Source organism: Streptomyces sp. DS1-CR2 (genome assembly GCF_055760475.1).
The window spans coordinates 581086-594857 of record NZ_CM147085.1; the positions used below are offsets into that span (position 1 = coordinate 581086).

14 protein-coding genes and 2 pseudogenes are annotated in these 13772 nt (G+C 68.8%); 8 read left to right on the forward strand and 8 right to left on the reverse strand.

Annotation, left to right across the window (positions count from 1 at the left end; all coding sequences use genetic code 11):
• Positions 1-381: 381 nt before the first annotated feature.
• Complete coding sequence (locus ACY0PA_RS02940) at positions 382-1611, forward strand: MFS transporter (protein WP_473083182.1); 1230 nt, start codon at positions 382-384, stop codon at positions 1609-1611.
• Between the two features lie 75 nt (positions 1612-1686).
• On the opposite strand, the gene ACY0PA_RS02945 is transcribed toward ACY0PA_RS02940, so the two are convergent.
• The 4 genes and pseudogenes from ACY0PA_RS02945 to ACY0PA_RS02960 all read right to left on the reverse strand — a co-directional run bounded on the left by ACY0PA_RS02945 (position 1687) and on the right by ACY0PA_RS02960 (position 3999).
• A complete protein-coding gene (locus ACY0PA_RS02945; protein WP_473083183.1) occupies positions 1687-2547 on the reverse strand; it encodes a LysR family transcriptional regulator in 861 nt (286 codons plus the stop codon).
• Positions 2548-2659: 112 nt separating this feature from the next.
• Positions 2660-2767, reverse strand: a pseudogene (locus ACY0PA_RS02950) (IS630 family transposase); the annotation flags it as partial.
• Positions 2768-2806: 39 nt separating this feature from the next.
• Positions 2807-3081: pseudogene (locus ACY0PA_RS02955) on the reverse strand (helix-turn-helix domain-containing protein); the annotation flags it as partial.
• A 198-nt stretch (positions 3082-3279) separates the two neighbouring features.
• Positions 3280-3999 carry a TetR/AcrR family transcriptional regulator gene (locus ACY0PA_RS02960; protein ID WP_473083184.1) on the reverse strand — a complete coding sequence of 240 codons (720 nt, stop codon included), beginning with the start codon at positions 3997-3999 and terminating at the stop codon, positions 3280-3282.
• Between the two features lie 108 nt (positions 4000-4107).
• On the opposite strand from ACY0PA_RS02960, the gene ACY0PA_RS02965 reads away from it, so the two are divergent.
• The 3 genes from ACY0PA_RS02965 (at position 4108) to ACY0PA_RS02975 (ending at position 6219) form a co-directional block, all read left to right on the forward strand.
• Entirely contained in the window at positions 4108-4842 is a 735-nt protein-coding gene (locus tag ACY0PA_RS02965) for an SDR family NAD(P)-dependent oxidoreductase (protein WP_473083185.1), read from the forward strand.
• Positions 4843-5206: 364 nt separating this feature from the next.
• Positions 5207-5353, forward strand: a complete 147-nt coding sequence (locus tag ACY0PA_RS02970) for a hypothetical protein (protein WP_473083186.1) — start codon at positions 5207-5209, stop codon at positions 5351-5353.
• A gap of 242 nt (positions 5354-5595) precedes the next feature.
• On the forward strand, positions 5596-6219 hold the full coding sequence (locus ACY0PA_RS02975; protein ID WP_473083187.1) for an NADPH-dependent F420 reductase: 624 nt from the start codon (positions 5596-5598) through the stop codon (positions 6217-6219).
• A gap of 106 nt (positions 6220-6325) precedes the next feature.
• Here the strand turns inward: ACY0PA_RS02975 and ACY0PA_RS02980 are convergent, their stop codons facing one another.
• Positions 6326-6733, reverse strand: a complete 408-nt coding sequence (locus ACY0PA_RS02980) for a (2Fe-2S) ferredoxin domain-containing protein (RefSeq protein WP_473083188.1) — start codon at positions 6731-6733, stop codon at positions 6326-6328.
• Positions 6730-8721, reverse strand: coding sequence for a heavy metal translocating P-type ATPase (locus tag ACY0PA_RS02985; protein WP_473083189.1), 1992 nt, complete (start codon positions 8719-8721; stop codon positions 6730-6732). The genes ACY0PA_RS02980 and ACY0PA_RS02985 overlap by 4 nt, the downstream gene beginning before the upstream one ends.
• 95 nt (positions 8722-8816) lie before the next feature.
• On the opposite strand from ACY0PA_RS02985, the gene ACY0PA_RS02990 reads away from it, so the two are divergent.
• Together ACY0PA_RS02990 and ACY0PA_RS02995 are read left to right on the forward strand one after the other, a co-directional pair.
• Positions 8817-9206 (forward strand): ArsR/SmtB family transcription factor, encoded by a 390-nt coding sequence (locus ACY0PA_RS02990; protein ID WP_473083190.1) that lies wholly within the window; start codon positions 8817-8819, stop codon positions 9204-9206.
• 126 nt (positions 9207-9332) lie between these two features.
• Complete coding sequence (locus ACY0PA_RS02995) at positions 9333-9779, forward strand: hypothetical protein (protein WP_473083191.1); 447 nt, start codon at positions 9333-9335, stop codon at positions 9777-9779.
• A 229-nt stretch (positions 9780-10008) separates the two neighbouring features.
• Here ACY0PA_RS02995 and ACY0PA_RS03000 read toward each other — a convergent pair whose 3' ends face one another.
• Positions 10009-10551 (reverse strand): hypothetical protein, encoded by a 543-nt coding sequence (locus ACY0PA_RS03000; RefSeq protein WP_473083192.1) that lies wholly within the window; start codon positions 10549-10551, stop codon positions 10009-10011.
• A gap of 443 nt (positions 10552-10994) precedes the next feature.
• Here ACY0PA_RS03000 and ACY0PA_RS03005 point away from each other — a divergent pair, with 443 nt between their 5' ends.
• Together ACY0PA_RS03005 and ACY0PA_RS03010 are read left to right on the forward strand one after the other, a co-directional pair.
• Complete coding sequence (locus tag ACY0PA_RS03005) at positions 10995-11570, forward strand: hypothetical protein (RefSeq protein ID WP_473083193.1); 576 nt, start codon at positions 10995-10997, stop codon at positions 11568-11570.
• Positions 11531-12310 (forward strand): COG1361 family protein, encoded by a 780-nt coding sequence (locus tag ACY0PA_RS03010; protein ID WP_473083194.1) that lies wholly within the window; start codon positions 11531-11533, stop codon positions 12308-12310. Before ACY0PA_RS03005 ends, ACY0PA_RS03010 begins: the two co-directional genes overlap by 40 nt.
• Before the next feature lie 172 nt (positions 12311-12482).
• Here ACY0PA_RS03010 and ACY0PA_RS03015 read toward each other — a convergent pair whose 3' ends face one another.
• Positions 12483-13466, reverse strand: a complete 984-nt coding sequence (locus ACY0PA_RS03015; protein ID WP_473086218.1) for an endonuclease/exonuclease/phosphatase family protein — start codon at positions 13464-13466, stop codon at positions 12483-12485.
• Positions 13467-13772: the final 306 nt, after the last annotated feature.

Consider the following 13772-nt stretch of genomic DNA (forward strand, 5'->3'; position numbering starts at 1 on the left):
CCGTCACATCCACACGCACCAGCCTGTACAGAGCCCGCAGCAATGACGCCAACGGCCAAGTTGGCTGACACGTCCGCCAGTTGGCCTGCGCACGTGACGAAGTTCAGGCTCACTGTGCAGGATTGTTCGCGTGGTTCAGCCACACCTTGCGCGCCGTCCTCGCAACTCCGCTCCCGCCCGGGTCGTGAACGGAGCCTCCCAACGCCACAGCTTTCTGACATCAACAATCGAGATAACCGTCATCATGAATCATCTCCTTGTTGGGGGAAGCAATGCCGTGAGCCAGACGCTGGAGTGACTGTCTGAGCAGCAAGGAGGCTGCGCAGACACCGACAGCGTTCTGCCCGGGCCGCATCCGCGGCTGTACCCGAGAAGGTGTCCGTGTCCGAATCCACTCAGCTCCAGGTCCCACACCGACTGACCACCGCGAAGGCCCCGCACGGCGTACCCGGATGGCTGATCGCGCTCTTGGCCGTCGCCTCCGGTATGACCGTCGCCAACCTGTACTACGCCCAGCCTCTACTGTCCTCGCTGAGCACCGTGTTCCACACCAGCACGGCCACCGCCGGCGCACTGATCACCCTCACCCAGGTCGGCTACGTGGTGGGCATGCTCTTCCTGGTGCCGCTCGGCGACCGGCTGGAGAAGCGGAACCTCGTCACTGCCCTGCTGACGGTCACGACCCTTGCCCTCGTGGCGGCAGGCCTTGCCACCAGCTTCCCGATGCTGCTGATCGCCTCGCTGGTCAGCGGCGCCACCTCGGTCGTCGCCCAGATCTTGGTGCCCTTCGCCGCGAGCCTCGCGCCCGACCATGCCCGGGGCCGCGTCGTCGGCCGGGTGATGAGCGGTCTGCTCACCGGCATCCTGCTCTCCCGCACGCTGAGCAGTCTGGTCTCCGAACTCGCCGGCTGGCGCGTCGTATTCCTCGGCTCCGCCGTCCTGATGGCCGTGCTCGCGGTGGTCTTGCGCAAGGCCCTGCCGCGTCACGCCCCGACCACCACCATCCCGTACCACCACGTGCTGCGCTCCACCGTCCAGCTGGTGCGCACACACCCCGCGCTGCTGCGCCGTGGCCTCTACCAGGCAGCAATGTTCGGCGTCTTCAGTGCCTTCTGGACCACCGTCTCCTTCGTGCTGACCGGCCCCTACTTCCACTACTCCCCGGTGGGCGTCGGCATCTTCGCGCTCGTCGGCGCGGCCGGCGCCGCTATCGCGCCTGCCGCGGGCCACTGGGCGGACCGCAAGCTCGTTCGCCCCATGACCGGTGTCGCCTTCGCCGTCGCAGCGGTGGCCTTCGCCCTCGCGGGCTTCGGCCAGCACAGCATCATCCTGATCGCCCTGGCCGCCATCTTGATCGACATGGCGGTGCAGACCACCCTCATCCTCGGCCAGCACACCATCTACCAGCTCGATCCGAGCGCACGCGCACGCCTCAACAGCGCGTTCATCGCCATCTTCTTCCTCGGCGGCGCCGCCGGCTCCCAGCTCGGCTCGATCGTCTACCACGCCGGAGGCTGGAGCGCGCTCACCATCCTCGGAGCCGCCCTGCCTGTCCTGGCCCTGCTCTACTGGACCACGGAACGCCGGGCACAAGCCCGAACCACACGCTGACCCCGACGCACCCGCTTCAGCCCAGGAAGACACCCCTCCCGGCTGAAGCGGGCGACGTATCCAGGAAACGCTGCCCTACGTGATATGCCGCAGCAATGCCGCAACCGCCGGAGGCACTTCCCCCTGGGGCCGCGCCACCATGACCTTCCAGCCAGGCGCGTGCTGGGCGAACCGGCGCGCGGCCAGATCGGGGAACCGTGCGGCAATCGACTCCGGCATGATGCACACACCCAGATCGTGCCGAACGAGTTCGGACGCAGCGACAATGTCGTTCACCTCAAAGGTGTGACTGCGCTCGACGAGAGCCGCACGGAAGGCCCGGTCCACTGCGTAACGGATCGCCCAGCCTGGTGTGAAATCCACGAAGGGCAGACGGGCGACTTCCGCGAACGTCACCAGGGAGTCATCGGCGAAAGCCCGCTCGGGCGAGGCCAGCAACACCATCTCCTCGCGTGACAACAGCCGGGTCACCAAACCCCGTTGCTGCTGCCGATCGAATGCGACAACGGCCAGATCCACCGTGCCCTCACGCAGCGCCTGCCGAATATCGGCCACCGCCGCCTGCCGGAGGTTGACCACCACGCCCGGGTGCTCCGCCCGCAAACTCGCCAGAGCACGGTGGAGTCCGGCCCAGACACCCTGCATCGTGCCGACCGTGACGCGCCCCCGAAGCTGCCCCCTCACACCATCGACTGCGGCCCGGGCCTGCTCGGCAGCCCGCAGCGTCGTACGTGCCGCCGGTACGAACGCCTCACCGGCCGCGGTCAGCGTCACCCGGTGCGTGGTGCGCTCGAACAGCTTGCTGCCCAGCTCCTTTTCCAGCGAACGGACCGTTGTAGACACCGCGGACTGCACGACGTGCAGCCGCTGCGCCGCCGCCGTGAACCCGCCTTCCTCGGCGACCGCGACGACAACCTCCATCTGCCGCAGATCCATGGCCCTCGCCGCCTCTCCGATTCGGCATCCCGCGGACCATCTCTGTGCGAGATCACCGCACCCACAATTCATCGTATCCGCTGCAGAACTCGTGGCAGCGCCGCCCAGGCCACTCCCGGTCACTGGCCCCGGACTCGATCAGGTCAGCGGCTGCCAGACGGACTTGCTCGCGCCGAGCCCGTTCCTCAGCCGTCAACCCGCCGCCATCGGGATACCTCATGCTCCCTTCGGGCATAGCGCGGCCCACGACAGCCGCATCCTTCGGCGGCCGGAGCACCTGGCCCGACTCATCCGCGAAGCACAGCCACGCGTCCTGGTCCCTCACCCTCTTTCCACCCGCGGCCAGGTCTCCTTGATCCAGGCGGCCACGGCGTCCTCGTCGCGTTCGGCAGCGCGCCGCACCAGGACCTGCACCGTGAAGCCCTTCTGGCGCAGGATGCGCCAGGTCTGCGCCGCACCGAAGCAGACATGGAAGCGCCGCGCGATCACGACGGACACGCCGGCCAGCGTCCACCCCTGATCCTCCACGACGCCCGAGCCGTCACCGCGCTGCCCCGCCGCCGCTGAGAACCAGACGCGATGTGTCGCGGTGGGTGTTCGCGTCCCCTGCGTCCGGCTGAATGCGTTGCGGCAAAGGTGGCCGCTTTTGGCGAGAGCTCTTCTCCTGAGGACCCCACACCCACTTGGTTACCGTCTCGCCCCCGTGCGGATCAGGCGCAGGCCACAGCCGGACTACACCTGATCTCGCCGAGGTCGCCTCAGTGCGGGACGAATCACTACACCCTTACGTCGGTCGGGTAGCCCGAGGGAATCTCCACCCTGGCGGGGCCGGACCGTTGCCTTGACGTTTTCCTGCTCCCGGCCCGTCACGGGGAGGGCGTTGTCGATGAGGACGGCGGCGATGGCGGCGGCGGTGGGGAAGGACTCGGCATTGAGGACTCGGGTGCGGGCCGAGGCGCCATCGAGGAGCAGCGCCAGTTGTTCGCCGAGCTGTTCGGGGTCGGTGGCGCCAGCTTCGCGGGCCGTTTCGGCGAGCCGCGCGGCGATGGCGAGCTTGTACTCGCGTGCGAATTCGGACGCGGGGTGTTGGGGGTCGTGGATTTCGACGGTCGCCGCGATGTAGGGGCACAGGGGCGTGAGCTCGCCTGGGCCGGACGTGGGCATCTCGAAGGCGGCGAGGAGTCGTTCGCGCGGTGTGAGGTCGGTGCGGTCGAACACCGCGGCCATGAGGCCGGGATCGAACCGGCGCAGGTATTCGGCGACCAGCACGTCCTTGCCGGTGAAGTGCTGGTAGGCCGTGCGCTTCGAGACCTGGGCCACTGCGCAGAGTTGGTCCATGCCGGTGCGGTTGATGCCCTGAGCGCGAAACAGCTGCTGTGACGCACTGAGGATGCGCTCGCGCGCGCCCCTGCCGCGGCGCCGGCCTTGGGGGCCCTTCTCCAACTTCGTCATGCCTGCACCATACCTCAATTCGGTACCGCTCGGTGTACATAGCTTGCACTCCCACCGGTCGCCGGATACGTTATGTACACAGCTCGGTGTACTAAGGAGTGAGTGGTTGTGGGAAAGCTCGATGGCAAGGTAGCGGTGATCACGGGCGGGTCGACCGGCATGGCGCTGGCCGGCGCGAAGCTGTTCGTTGAGGAGGGGGCACATGTCTTCATCACCGGCCGGCGGCAGGAGGCGCTGGATGAGGCGGTGAAGGTGATCGGCCGGAACGTGACCGCCGTGCAGGGTGACGCGGCCGACCTAGCCGACCTGGACCGTTTGTACGAGACGGTCAGGCGGGAGAAGGGCGCGATCGACGTGCTGTGGGCGAGTGCCGGGATGGGGGAGCAAGGCAAGCTCGGTGAAATCACCGAGGAGCAGTTCCACCGTGCGTTCTGGCTGAACGCACGCGGCACGTTGTTCACGGTGCAGAAGGCGCTGCCGCTGCTCAACGACGGTGGCTCGATCTTCATGACCGGGTCGAACGCTTCGCTGAGGGGCTTCCCCGGGTGGAGTGTGTATGCCGGGAGCAAGGCCGTGCAGCAGGCGTGGGCCCGTGTGTGGCTGAACGAGCTCAGGGACCGGCGGATCCGGGTGAACGTGCTCACCCCCGGCCAGGTCGCCACGGCCAAGCAGGAGGAGCTGTTCGACGAGGAGACCAAGAAGCAGTTCGAGTCCCTGATCCCGCGAGGCAAGATGGGCCGCCCCGAAGAGATCGCCACGGTCGCGCTGTTCCTCGCCTCGGACGACTCAAGCTACGTGAACGGACTGGAACTGACCACCGACGGCGGCACCACGGTGATCTGAACGAACACACCTGTATACGCACACACACCCGCGAGAACGCAGTCGCCACGGGCCGAGGAACTGGCCTCGAATGCGGATATGGGAGTAGCTATGACCACGTTCGCCCGGCACCGTGCTGTCTGGGAGTCCTTCGTCGACTGCATGCACAGCGGCGCAGACAAAGAAACCCTTACCCGTTTGTTCGCCGAGAACGTGGTGCTGAACAGCCCGCTCGGCGATGAGCCGCTCGTCGGCCGCGAGGCCGTCGTGGAAGCCATACAGACCGTCAAAAGGCTGGCGGCCGACCTCACGTACTGCCCTCAGCGGCGAGACCCACCACGCCGCATTCTTCCGGCTGCAGATCGAGGACACCGTGGTCAACGGAATGGACTACACCCTGATCGACGCGGACGGCAAGATCGCCGAGGTGACCATGTGGTGGCGTCCGCTGCCGTCCGCCGTCGCGATGCAGGGACACCTTGCGAACGTGCTCGGCATGCAGCCCTGGGAACTGCGCACGAACGGGGCGTAAGGATCACGGATGCCCTCGTCGCATGTGTGTGACCTGACCTCCTTGGAGCAGGTCATCGAGGGACAGGTTCACGCATCCCGACCTACCGGCGGAATGTCAGCCGGGGGTCCGGCCGGATGCCGGTATCCGGCCGGACCCCCCGCCTTCTCCGCCGGCGCCGAGCTCCGCGGCTCACCCCGTTGGGTGGCTCGGCACCAACGAGACAAAGCGAAAGTTCGAGAACAAGGAAGAGAGCACACCTCATGAGCAGCATCAGCATCATCGGCACCGGGAACATGGCCCGTACGATCGCCGCGCTGGCGGTGGCCGGCGGCAACACCGTCGAGGTCATGGGCCGCGATCACGCCAAGGCCGCTGACCTGGCCAAGGCTCTCGGCGGCGGCGCCACGACGGGAGAGTGGGGTGCCGTCCCGGCCGGCGACATCGTCATCGTGGCCCTGTTGTCCGACAGTGTCGTTCCGGTTGTCGCCCACTACGGAGACGCCCTCGCGGGCAAGGTCATCATTGAGATCAGCAACCCCTTCAATGCCACGGCCGACGGTCTGGCCCACCGCGGGGTCACCTCGATCGCGCAGGAAGCCGCCAAGGTGGCCCCGGCCAGTGCCAGCGTGGTGAAGGGATTCAACACCGTCTTCCGTCATGTCCTGGAGCAGGGCCGGCCCGACGTCTTCATAGCCGGCGATGATGCGCAGGCCAAGGCGATCGTGGAGACGTTCATCAAGAGCCTCGGGATGCGCCCGATGGACGCCGGCGGCCTGGAGATGGCGCACTGGCTGGAAGGAGCGGGTGTGCTCACCATGGGCCTCGCACGCCACGGGGTGGGGGGCTGGAACTTCGCCCTCGGCGTCACGGAACTTCCCGCTTGAGCCGTACCGGAGGAGGTACTCGCGATGAAGCTTGGAGCGACTTCGGCGACGTCGCCGATCGTGCGTGGGCAGGCGGTGATATCGCGTAGTGCCCGTCAGCGGCCGGTCAGTCTCCGAGTTCGTGGCGGACGCGCCGGGACGGCCTGAACGTGTAGAGATCGAGGATGTCGGGCGGCTCGGCGAGGCCAGGGCCGCCGTTTCGGACCCAGGCGGTGATGTCTGCTGCGGCGCCGGGGTCGTTGACCTGCCCGAGCCAGACCGGGCGTCCGCCGGCCTTGCGGCCTTCGGCGGAGGGCTGGATGACGATGACGTTGGCGCGCTCGCACGCATCCAGGCAGTCTGTGCGCCGGACCATCGCGACTCCGGCCAGCTGGGTGCGCAGGTCGGTGAGCTGGGCTTCGTGGTCCAGGCGCGGCACCTTGGCCGGGGTGCCGCAGCAGCAGCCGCGGCAGACGGTGACGGTGGGCCGGGCCGCCCCAGAAGCGGGGGCGGCCTTCTTGGTACGGCGGCTCACCGCATATCCTGCGCGGCGCGGTTCCAGGCGATGTCGCGCAGCAGACGCAGCCCGTTGAGGCCGACGATGACGGTCGAGCCCTCGTGGCCGAGGACACCGAGCGGCAGCGGGAGGCTGCCCACCAGGTCCCAGATGACGAGGCCGGAGATGAACACCCCGGCGATGACCAGGTTCTGCACCACCAGGCGGCGGGCCGCCCGCGAGAGGGCGATGACCTTGGGGACGGTGGCGAGTTCGTCGCGGACGATGACGGCGTCGGCCGTTTCCAGGGCGAGGTCGGAGCCGGCGCGGCCCATGGCGATGCCGATGTGGGCGGCGGCCAAAGCGGGGGCGTCGTTGACGCCGTCGCCGAGAACCAGCACTTTGCGGCCACGGGCCTCCAGGCGCCGTACGGCTTCGACCTTGTCCTGGGGCAGGAAACCGGCGTGGACCTCGTCGCCGGTGATGCCGACCTCGGCGGCCAGACGGGCGGCGGCGCGGGGGTTGTCGCCCGTCACCAGCATCGGGGTGCTGCCGGTCAGGTCGGTCAGGTCGGCGACGGTCATGGCGGCGTCGGGACGCAGCCGGTCGGCGATGCCCAGCACCCCTACCGGGACCTTGTCGAGTAGGACCAGGACGGCCGTGCGGCCACCGTCCTCCAGGTCGGCCGCGGCCTCGGCGGCGATAACCGCCGCGGTGTCGTTGTTGCCATCGAGGAGACGAGCGGGGGCGCCGACCGTGACCGTGTGGCCGTCGATGGTGGCGCTGACGCCGACGCCGGGCGTGGAGGTGAAGTCCCGCATGGCGGCGATGGCCACACCGCGGGTGCGCGCCGCGTCGGCGACGGCACGGGCCAGGGGGTGTTCGCTGGGGTGCTCGGCGGCGGCCGCCAGCGCCAGCAGGGCGTCCTCGGCCAGTCCGGAGCCGGGCAGAGGGCGGATGTCGGTGACGCGAGGGGTGCCCTCAGTCAGTGTGCCGGTCTTGTCCAGGGCGACCGCATCGACCTGCCCGAGACGCTCCATCACCACGGCGGACTTCACCAGGACGCCATGGCGTCCGGCGTTGGCGATCGCCGACAGCAGCGGCGGCATCGTCGCCAGGACCACCGCGCACGGCGAGGCCACGATCATGAAGGTCATCGCCCTCAGCAGCGAGGCGGTCAGGTCCGCACCGAGCGCGAGGGGAACCAGGAAGACCGCCAGGGTCGCGAAGACCATGCCCAGGCTGTACCGCTGCTCGACCTTCTCGATGAACAGTTGTGTGGGCGCCTTGGTCTCGGAGGCCTCCTCGACCATCGCCACGATCCGGGCGATCACCGAGTCCGAGGCATCCCGCTCCACCTTGACCCGCAGGGCACCAGTGCCGTTCAGGGTGCCGGCAAAGACCTCGTCCCCGGCCTCCTTCACGACCGGCAGCGGCTCACCGGTGATGGTGGCCTGGTCCACCTCACTGGCCCCGTCAAGGACGCGACCGTCCGCACCGACCCGCTCACCAGGGCGGACCAGGACGGTGTCCCCGACCACTAGATCCTCGGTCGGGACCGTCGCCTCGCTCCCGTTGTCGGCCAGGCGGGTAGCGACGGTCGGCGCGAGGTCGAGCAGGCCGCGCACCGCGTCCTGGGTGCGGGCGGTGGCCAGCGCCTCCAGCGCGCCGGAGGTGGCGAAGATGACGATCAGCAGCGCGCCGTCCATCACCTGCCCGATCGAGGCCGCGCCGATCGCGGCCACGATCATCAGCAGGTCCACATCCAAGCTCTTCTCCCGCAGCGCCGTGAGCCCCGCCCAGGCCGGCTCCCACCCCCCGGTTACGTAGGCGGCGGCGTATACAGGGCCCCACGACCAGGCGGGTGCGCCGGTCAGCTGGAGCGGCAGCGCGATCAGGAACAGCGCCAGCGCCGCGGCAGCCCAGCGCGCCTCGGCCAGGGCGAACACCCGCGTACGCCGCCTCGGCGCCGTACGCGGGGCAGCCGGAGCTGCCCGTTCAGGCCGCTGGATCAGGTCGGAGGGCATGACAAAACAACCCCTTCAGGGCGGAAGACGGCGACACGCACACCATACAGGAACATCTGAACAGGTCTTCACATGTGACCGGTAGGATGGGCGGTATGGGTCATGGAGCCGACGACAAGAACCACGCCACCTCCCGCGAGCGTCTGGACGCGGCGGGGGCCACCGACGTCGCCGCCACCCTCCAGGCCCTGGCCACCCCTTCGCGGCTGTACATCCTGGCCCGCCTCCAGGAAGGCCCCTGCGCGGTCGGTGACCTCGCCGAGGCTGTAGGCATGGAAGCCTCCGCCTGCTCTCACCAGCTCCGCCTGCTGCGCAATCTCGGACTCGTCACCGGAGAGCGCCGGGGCCGCTCCATCGTCTACGCCCTCTACGACAACCACGTCGCCGAGCTGCTGGAACAGGCTCTCTTCCACGTCGAGCACCTGCGGCTCGGCCTGCGTGACGCCCCCGTTGCCGAAGCGGCCCCGGTCGCGGCCCGGCCGTAGTTTCCCGTACCTCAACTACTCACGCCCGTCTGCCACTTGTGGTGGTGCGTGCGGTGGTTGTCGCCCGGTCAGCGGATTCGAGGCAGTGCCTTGTCGCCGCATGCACGTACTTCACGGCGACCCTGGGTGGATGCCGAAGAGCCGGACGAGACAAATCGGGTCTGCCGTCTCGCGAGCTTCGTCGAGAACCCGGTCGGCCCACAGCTGGCGGGGCAGAAGTCCGATCTGGTCGACAACGCCGTGGTCAGCGTCTTCGACCTGACCGGTCCGGCGCACCGGGACGACACCGGCCGGGTGACCTTCACGGGCGTTCCCTCGCCCCGCTGGTCTGTGCTGATCGGTGTGCCCAATCCGGGCAAGCCGTGGGGGGGTGCGGGGCATGGCGCGCCCCATCCAGTACCTCGACACGTCTGTGATCATCGGTGCGCGGCGCCGGTCAAGGACGATGGCGTCGTACGCCGCGCCGTCGTCGGCGACGTCGCGCTCACCGTGGACGACGAGGGCAACGCCGTGGTGTCGATCCCTGCAGGCCGGAAGGTCACCGTGGTCACCCGCGAGGCTTTGGGCCGGTGAGCGCCCGTGCCACTGCGGTCTTCTGCCGACGCCCACCTGCAGCCCGTGGCCGAGGGCATCGTGCCGTGGGCCGTGCGAGGCGCTGTGCCGCAGGAACGCCCAGTCGTCGTGGTAAGTCGCCGGGCTGCCCGGCTCTGGGAAGAGCACGCTCGCCAACCTGCTCCACCCCGTAGGGACTGGGGATCAGCCAGCCGTCCGCCATGCGGCTCTGCGGACGGCGGATCGGGTTTCAGTCGGTGATGTACCAATTGCTCTTGAGGTACTCCAGGGTGCTGCTGCCGAGCTCGCGCTCGGAGAAGGTGACGGAGGCCCTGATCGCTTCGGTCGGGATCTCGACCTTGTCGGGAGCCAGCACAGCGACGCGCTGCGGGTCGACCGTCGCGGTTCGCAGGGCCTTCTTCTGCGCAGGCGAGATCATCTGGAACGTGACGACGAACGTCGACGTGCACGGGCCGAACCCCTGGTCCTCTGCCTGCTTCGCGGCGGGCCCGGCCACTTCACAGACCGTGTTGATGTCCTCACGGCCCACAGCATGGAGGTACTGCTCGTACCGCTGGATCGCGCCCTCCTTCGTCCTGGGAGCGGGCTGGTCCCCGGTCGGCTCGGCCGACGGCTTCTCGGTCCGAGGGGACGCGGACGGCGTGGCCGACGGTTCTTCGGGCCGCCCCGATTCGGACGACTGCGACGGCTTCGCGGCCGTGGACGTGTCTTCTTCCGGCTTCTCCGGACCACACGCGCACGCCGCCAGCGCCACGCAAGTCGATACCGCCACGCTCACCAGCACCCGAACTCGCATCCAGTCCCCCTCAGCAACAGTCGGCAACAAAGGAGGACACGCGAGATCTGGGGGAACGGTTCCTGAGCCGGTCCGTATGACATTCGATCCTGGCCGCCCCAGCTGGCACCGAGTCGTTTCACGTCAGGAACTCCGAGCAGAGCCAGAATTCGGGATCGGCATCAACATCCTCGGCCCGTTCCGCGGTTTGTCCGGCAGCCGTCGTACTGCTCCTACAGCGTCTTCTCACCCGCCGAACCCGAGCCGGACGACGGACAGTCCCTGCCCGGCCAGTCCTGCGGGTTGAGGGCGGGCGGCCACCGCGGTCGTCGCCGATCGACCCGGCCGTGATCAACAGCGGTACAACCTTGTCCTCTTCAAGATCGTCTGCTTGTCGAGGAGTTGGAGCGTCCGGCTCCCCGACACCCTTGGGGGATGCAATGCACGGAGTCTCCGTCGGCCGCGCCCTGCGGCTGGGAGCGTGCGGTACCGCGGTCGCGGGCCTGTTCGTGATCGGTCTGGGAGCTGGGACTGCAGCGGCCTCCGACACGCTGTGGATCCAGTCGCCGTACGAGCTGAACGTGCCGCTCGGCGTCGACGGTGGCGAGGCCCCGGCCCGCTCGCTCGACCTCGGGCTCTACCACGACAACAGCAACGTCTCGGTCACCGACGGGCGGTTGACGCTCGACGTCTCCGGGCTCGCCGGAGTGGCTGACATCATCTGGCCGGCGAACTGCACGCCCGAGGGCACCGTCGCGGTGTGCACGGTCGACGGCGAGATCCCGGTGACCAACGTCGACGCCGTGCACCTGGGGATCCGGGCCGCCACCGGCGCGCTGAAGGGCGCGCAGGGCACCGTCACGTACTCGGCGACGGCCACCAAGCCGTCCGGCACGATGAAGTCGCCGCAGGGTTTCAGCACCACGGTGACGGTGGCCCGGACCTCGCGCTCAACGACCCCGGCAGGGCGGAGGGCGTGCAGCCGGGCTCCAACCTTCCGCGGCCGGTCAGCGTGACCAACGAGGGCAACGAGACGGCGCACGGCTACACCCTGAAGATGAGCGCCTCCTACGGCCTGGACTTCGTCACCTCGTACCCGCAGTGCACGTACCGCAAGGACGAGGGCGGTGGCGAGTACGCGCCGATGACGCACGCCACGTGCACCTTCGACGACGAGATCGCCCCGGGAGCCCGCGTCGAGCTGCCCGAGCAACTGGTGGTCGCCGTCAACGGCAAGGCGCTGTACGAGCGGCTCGATCTCAGCGTGGACCCGGCGGGCGGCGTCACCGACATCGACAGCGACGACAACTACGTGGCGCAGGAGGTACTCGCCGACAACACGGCCGACTTCGCCGTGCGCGGCACCGACGTCACGGGGAGCGCCGGCGAGACGGTCACTGCCGAGGTCCGGTTCCAGAACGGGGGCCCCGCCTGGTTCGGCAACCTGGGCTCCGGCGACCCGGCCGCAGTCGTCGAATTCCGGGTACCGCAGGGAACGACCGTCTCCGACGCCCCCACGGAGTGCCGCCCGCGCACGCTGACCGGCGGCTACTACCCGAACCTGCGCGATGCCGACAGTCTTCACCCATACGGCGGAGGACGACGAGCAGTTCTCCGACACATTCATCGAGCCTGCCCGCCGCTCGGCGGAGTTCTCCAGCGCCCTGTACGCGGCGGGCCTGCGCCACAAGGAGTCCGGGTGCGGTGCGCGCGATCTTCGAGTCAATGGTCGATCTGCCCGACCACGGCGACCTGATGACGCGATTCCTCTCGCTGTCGTTCCCGCGCATGTTCCTGTAGGGCGAGCAGAACGCGTCCCTGTTCTACCTGCCCAAACCGGCCGCGAACGGCGTCGAGTTGGCGCAGATCTCGCCCAGCGGACACTGGCCGATCGGCGCGGGTGGAACTCCGGTCGCGGCGAGGTGTGTTCACCAGCTGATGCCGGCCACCACCGGCAGGTGGTCGCTGCCGGTGGCCGGCAGCACCGACGAACTCTTCGCCTCCACACCACGGACCAGGATCTGATCGATCCGCGCCACCGGGAACTTCGCCGGCCAGGTGAAGCCGAAACCGTCTCCGGCCGCTTCCTGGACCGAGTGCAGTTGCGAGGTGATGCCGTCGAGCGCGCGGTCGTCCGTGGTGGCGTTCAGGTCGCCGAGCAGCACCACCCGTTCGTTCTGCTCGGCGGCGATGGCCTCCCCGAGCGCCTGCGCGTTCCTGTCCCGCGTTTCCGTCCAGAAGCCCCCTCTGGGCATGACCCGTACGGACCCCAGGTGGGCCACGTACACGGCGAGAGGTCCCTGGTCCGTGGCCACCGTGGTGCGCAGCGCCCGGTTGTCGACGAGCTTGACGTCGGCCGGCTTGCTGTCGCCGAGCGGGCCGACATCCTGCTTGATGTCGACCGGCTGGGTGTCCGACAACGGCAGCTTGCTCCACAGCCCGACCGTGCCCTGCACCGTGTGGTACGGGTACGTCTTCGCCAGCTCCTTCTCGTATGTGCCCTTGTCCTGCGCGGACAGCTCGACCAGGGCCAGCACGTTCGCACCGGAGGCAGCCAGGTCGCGGGCGGTGCTCGCCGGGTCGGGATTCTCGGCGCCGACGTTGTGGCTGGCCACGGTGAGGTCGCTGCCCGTCTGGGACTTGTCGCCGAACAGCCCGCCGAAGAGGTTCAGCCACACCACGGCCGGCAGCAGCAGGGCAACCACCGCGGAGGCGGATCGGCGCCACAGCGCCCCGGTAAGCAGTAGCGGGATGAACACGGCGAACCACGGCAGGAAGGTTTCGACCAGGCTGCCGAGGCCCCCGGTGTTCGGGATCTGCGCGTGCAGCAGCATGACCAGACCGAGCAGCAGTGCCAGCACCGCGAGCACCAGGCCGCGCTTCCAGGGCCCGGGCCGGGCGGCGATACGGATCGCCCGGCGGATGCTCGCGCCCCAGGCATGGGAGTCGGCATACCGGCGGCCGTCGCCGTCCTGCCTGTTCCCCGCCGTGTCCGGGGCCTCGGCGCGCTCCTCGGCGTCGGCCTGCTGCCGCGCATCCGACTTTGCTTGAGTTGCTTCAGTCACTGATCAAATTCCCGAACTCTGAAATCGTGGAAGGGTTGCTTGTCTGGCCGATATGCGGTGCTGGGGTGGGCAGTTCAACGGCGACACGGAGTCCGCCGGCAGGGCGCGGGATGATCGTGAGGTTTCCGTCGTGTACGTAGGTGATCGTCTTGA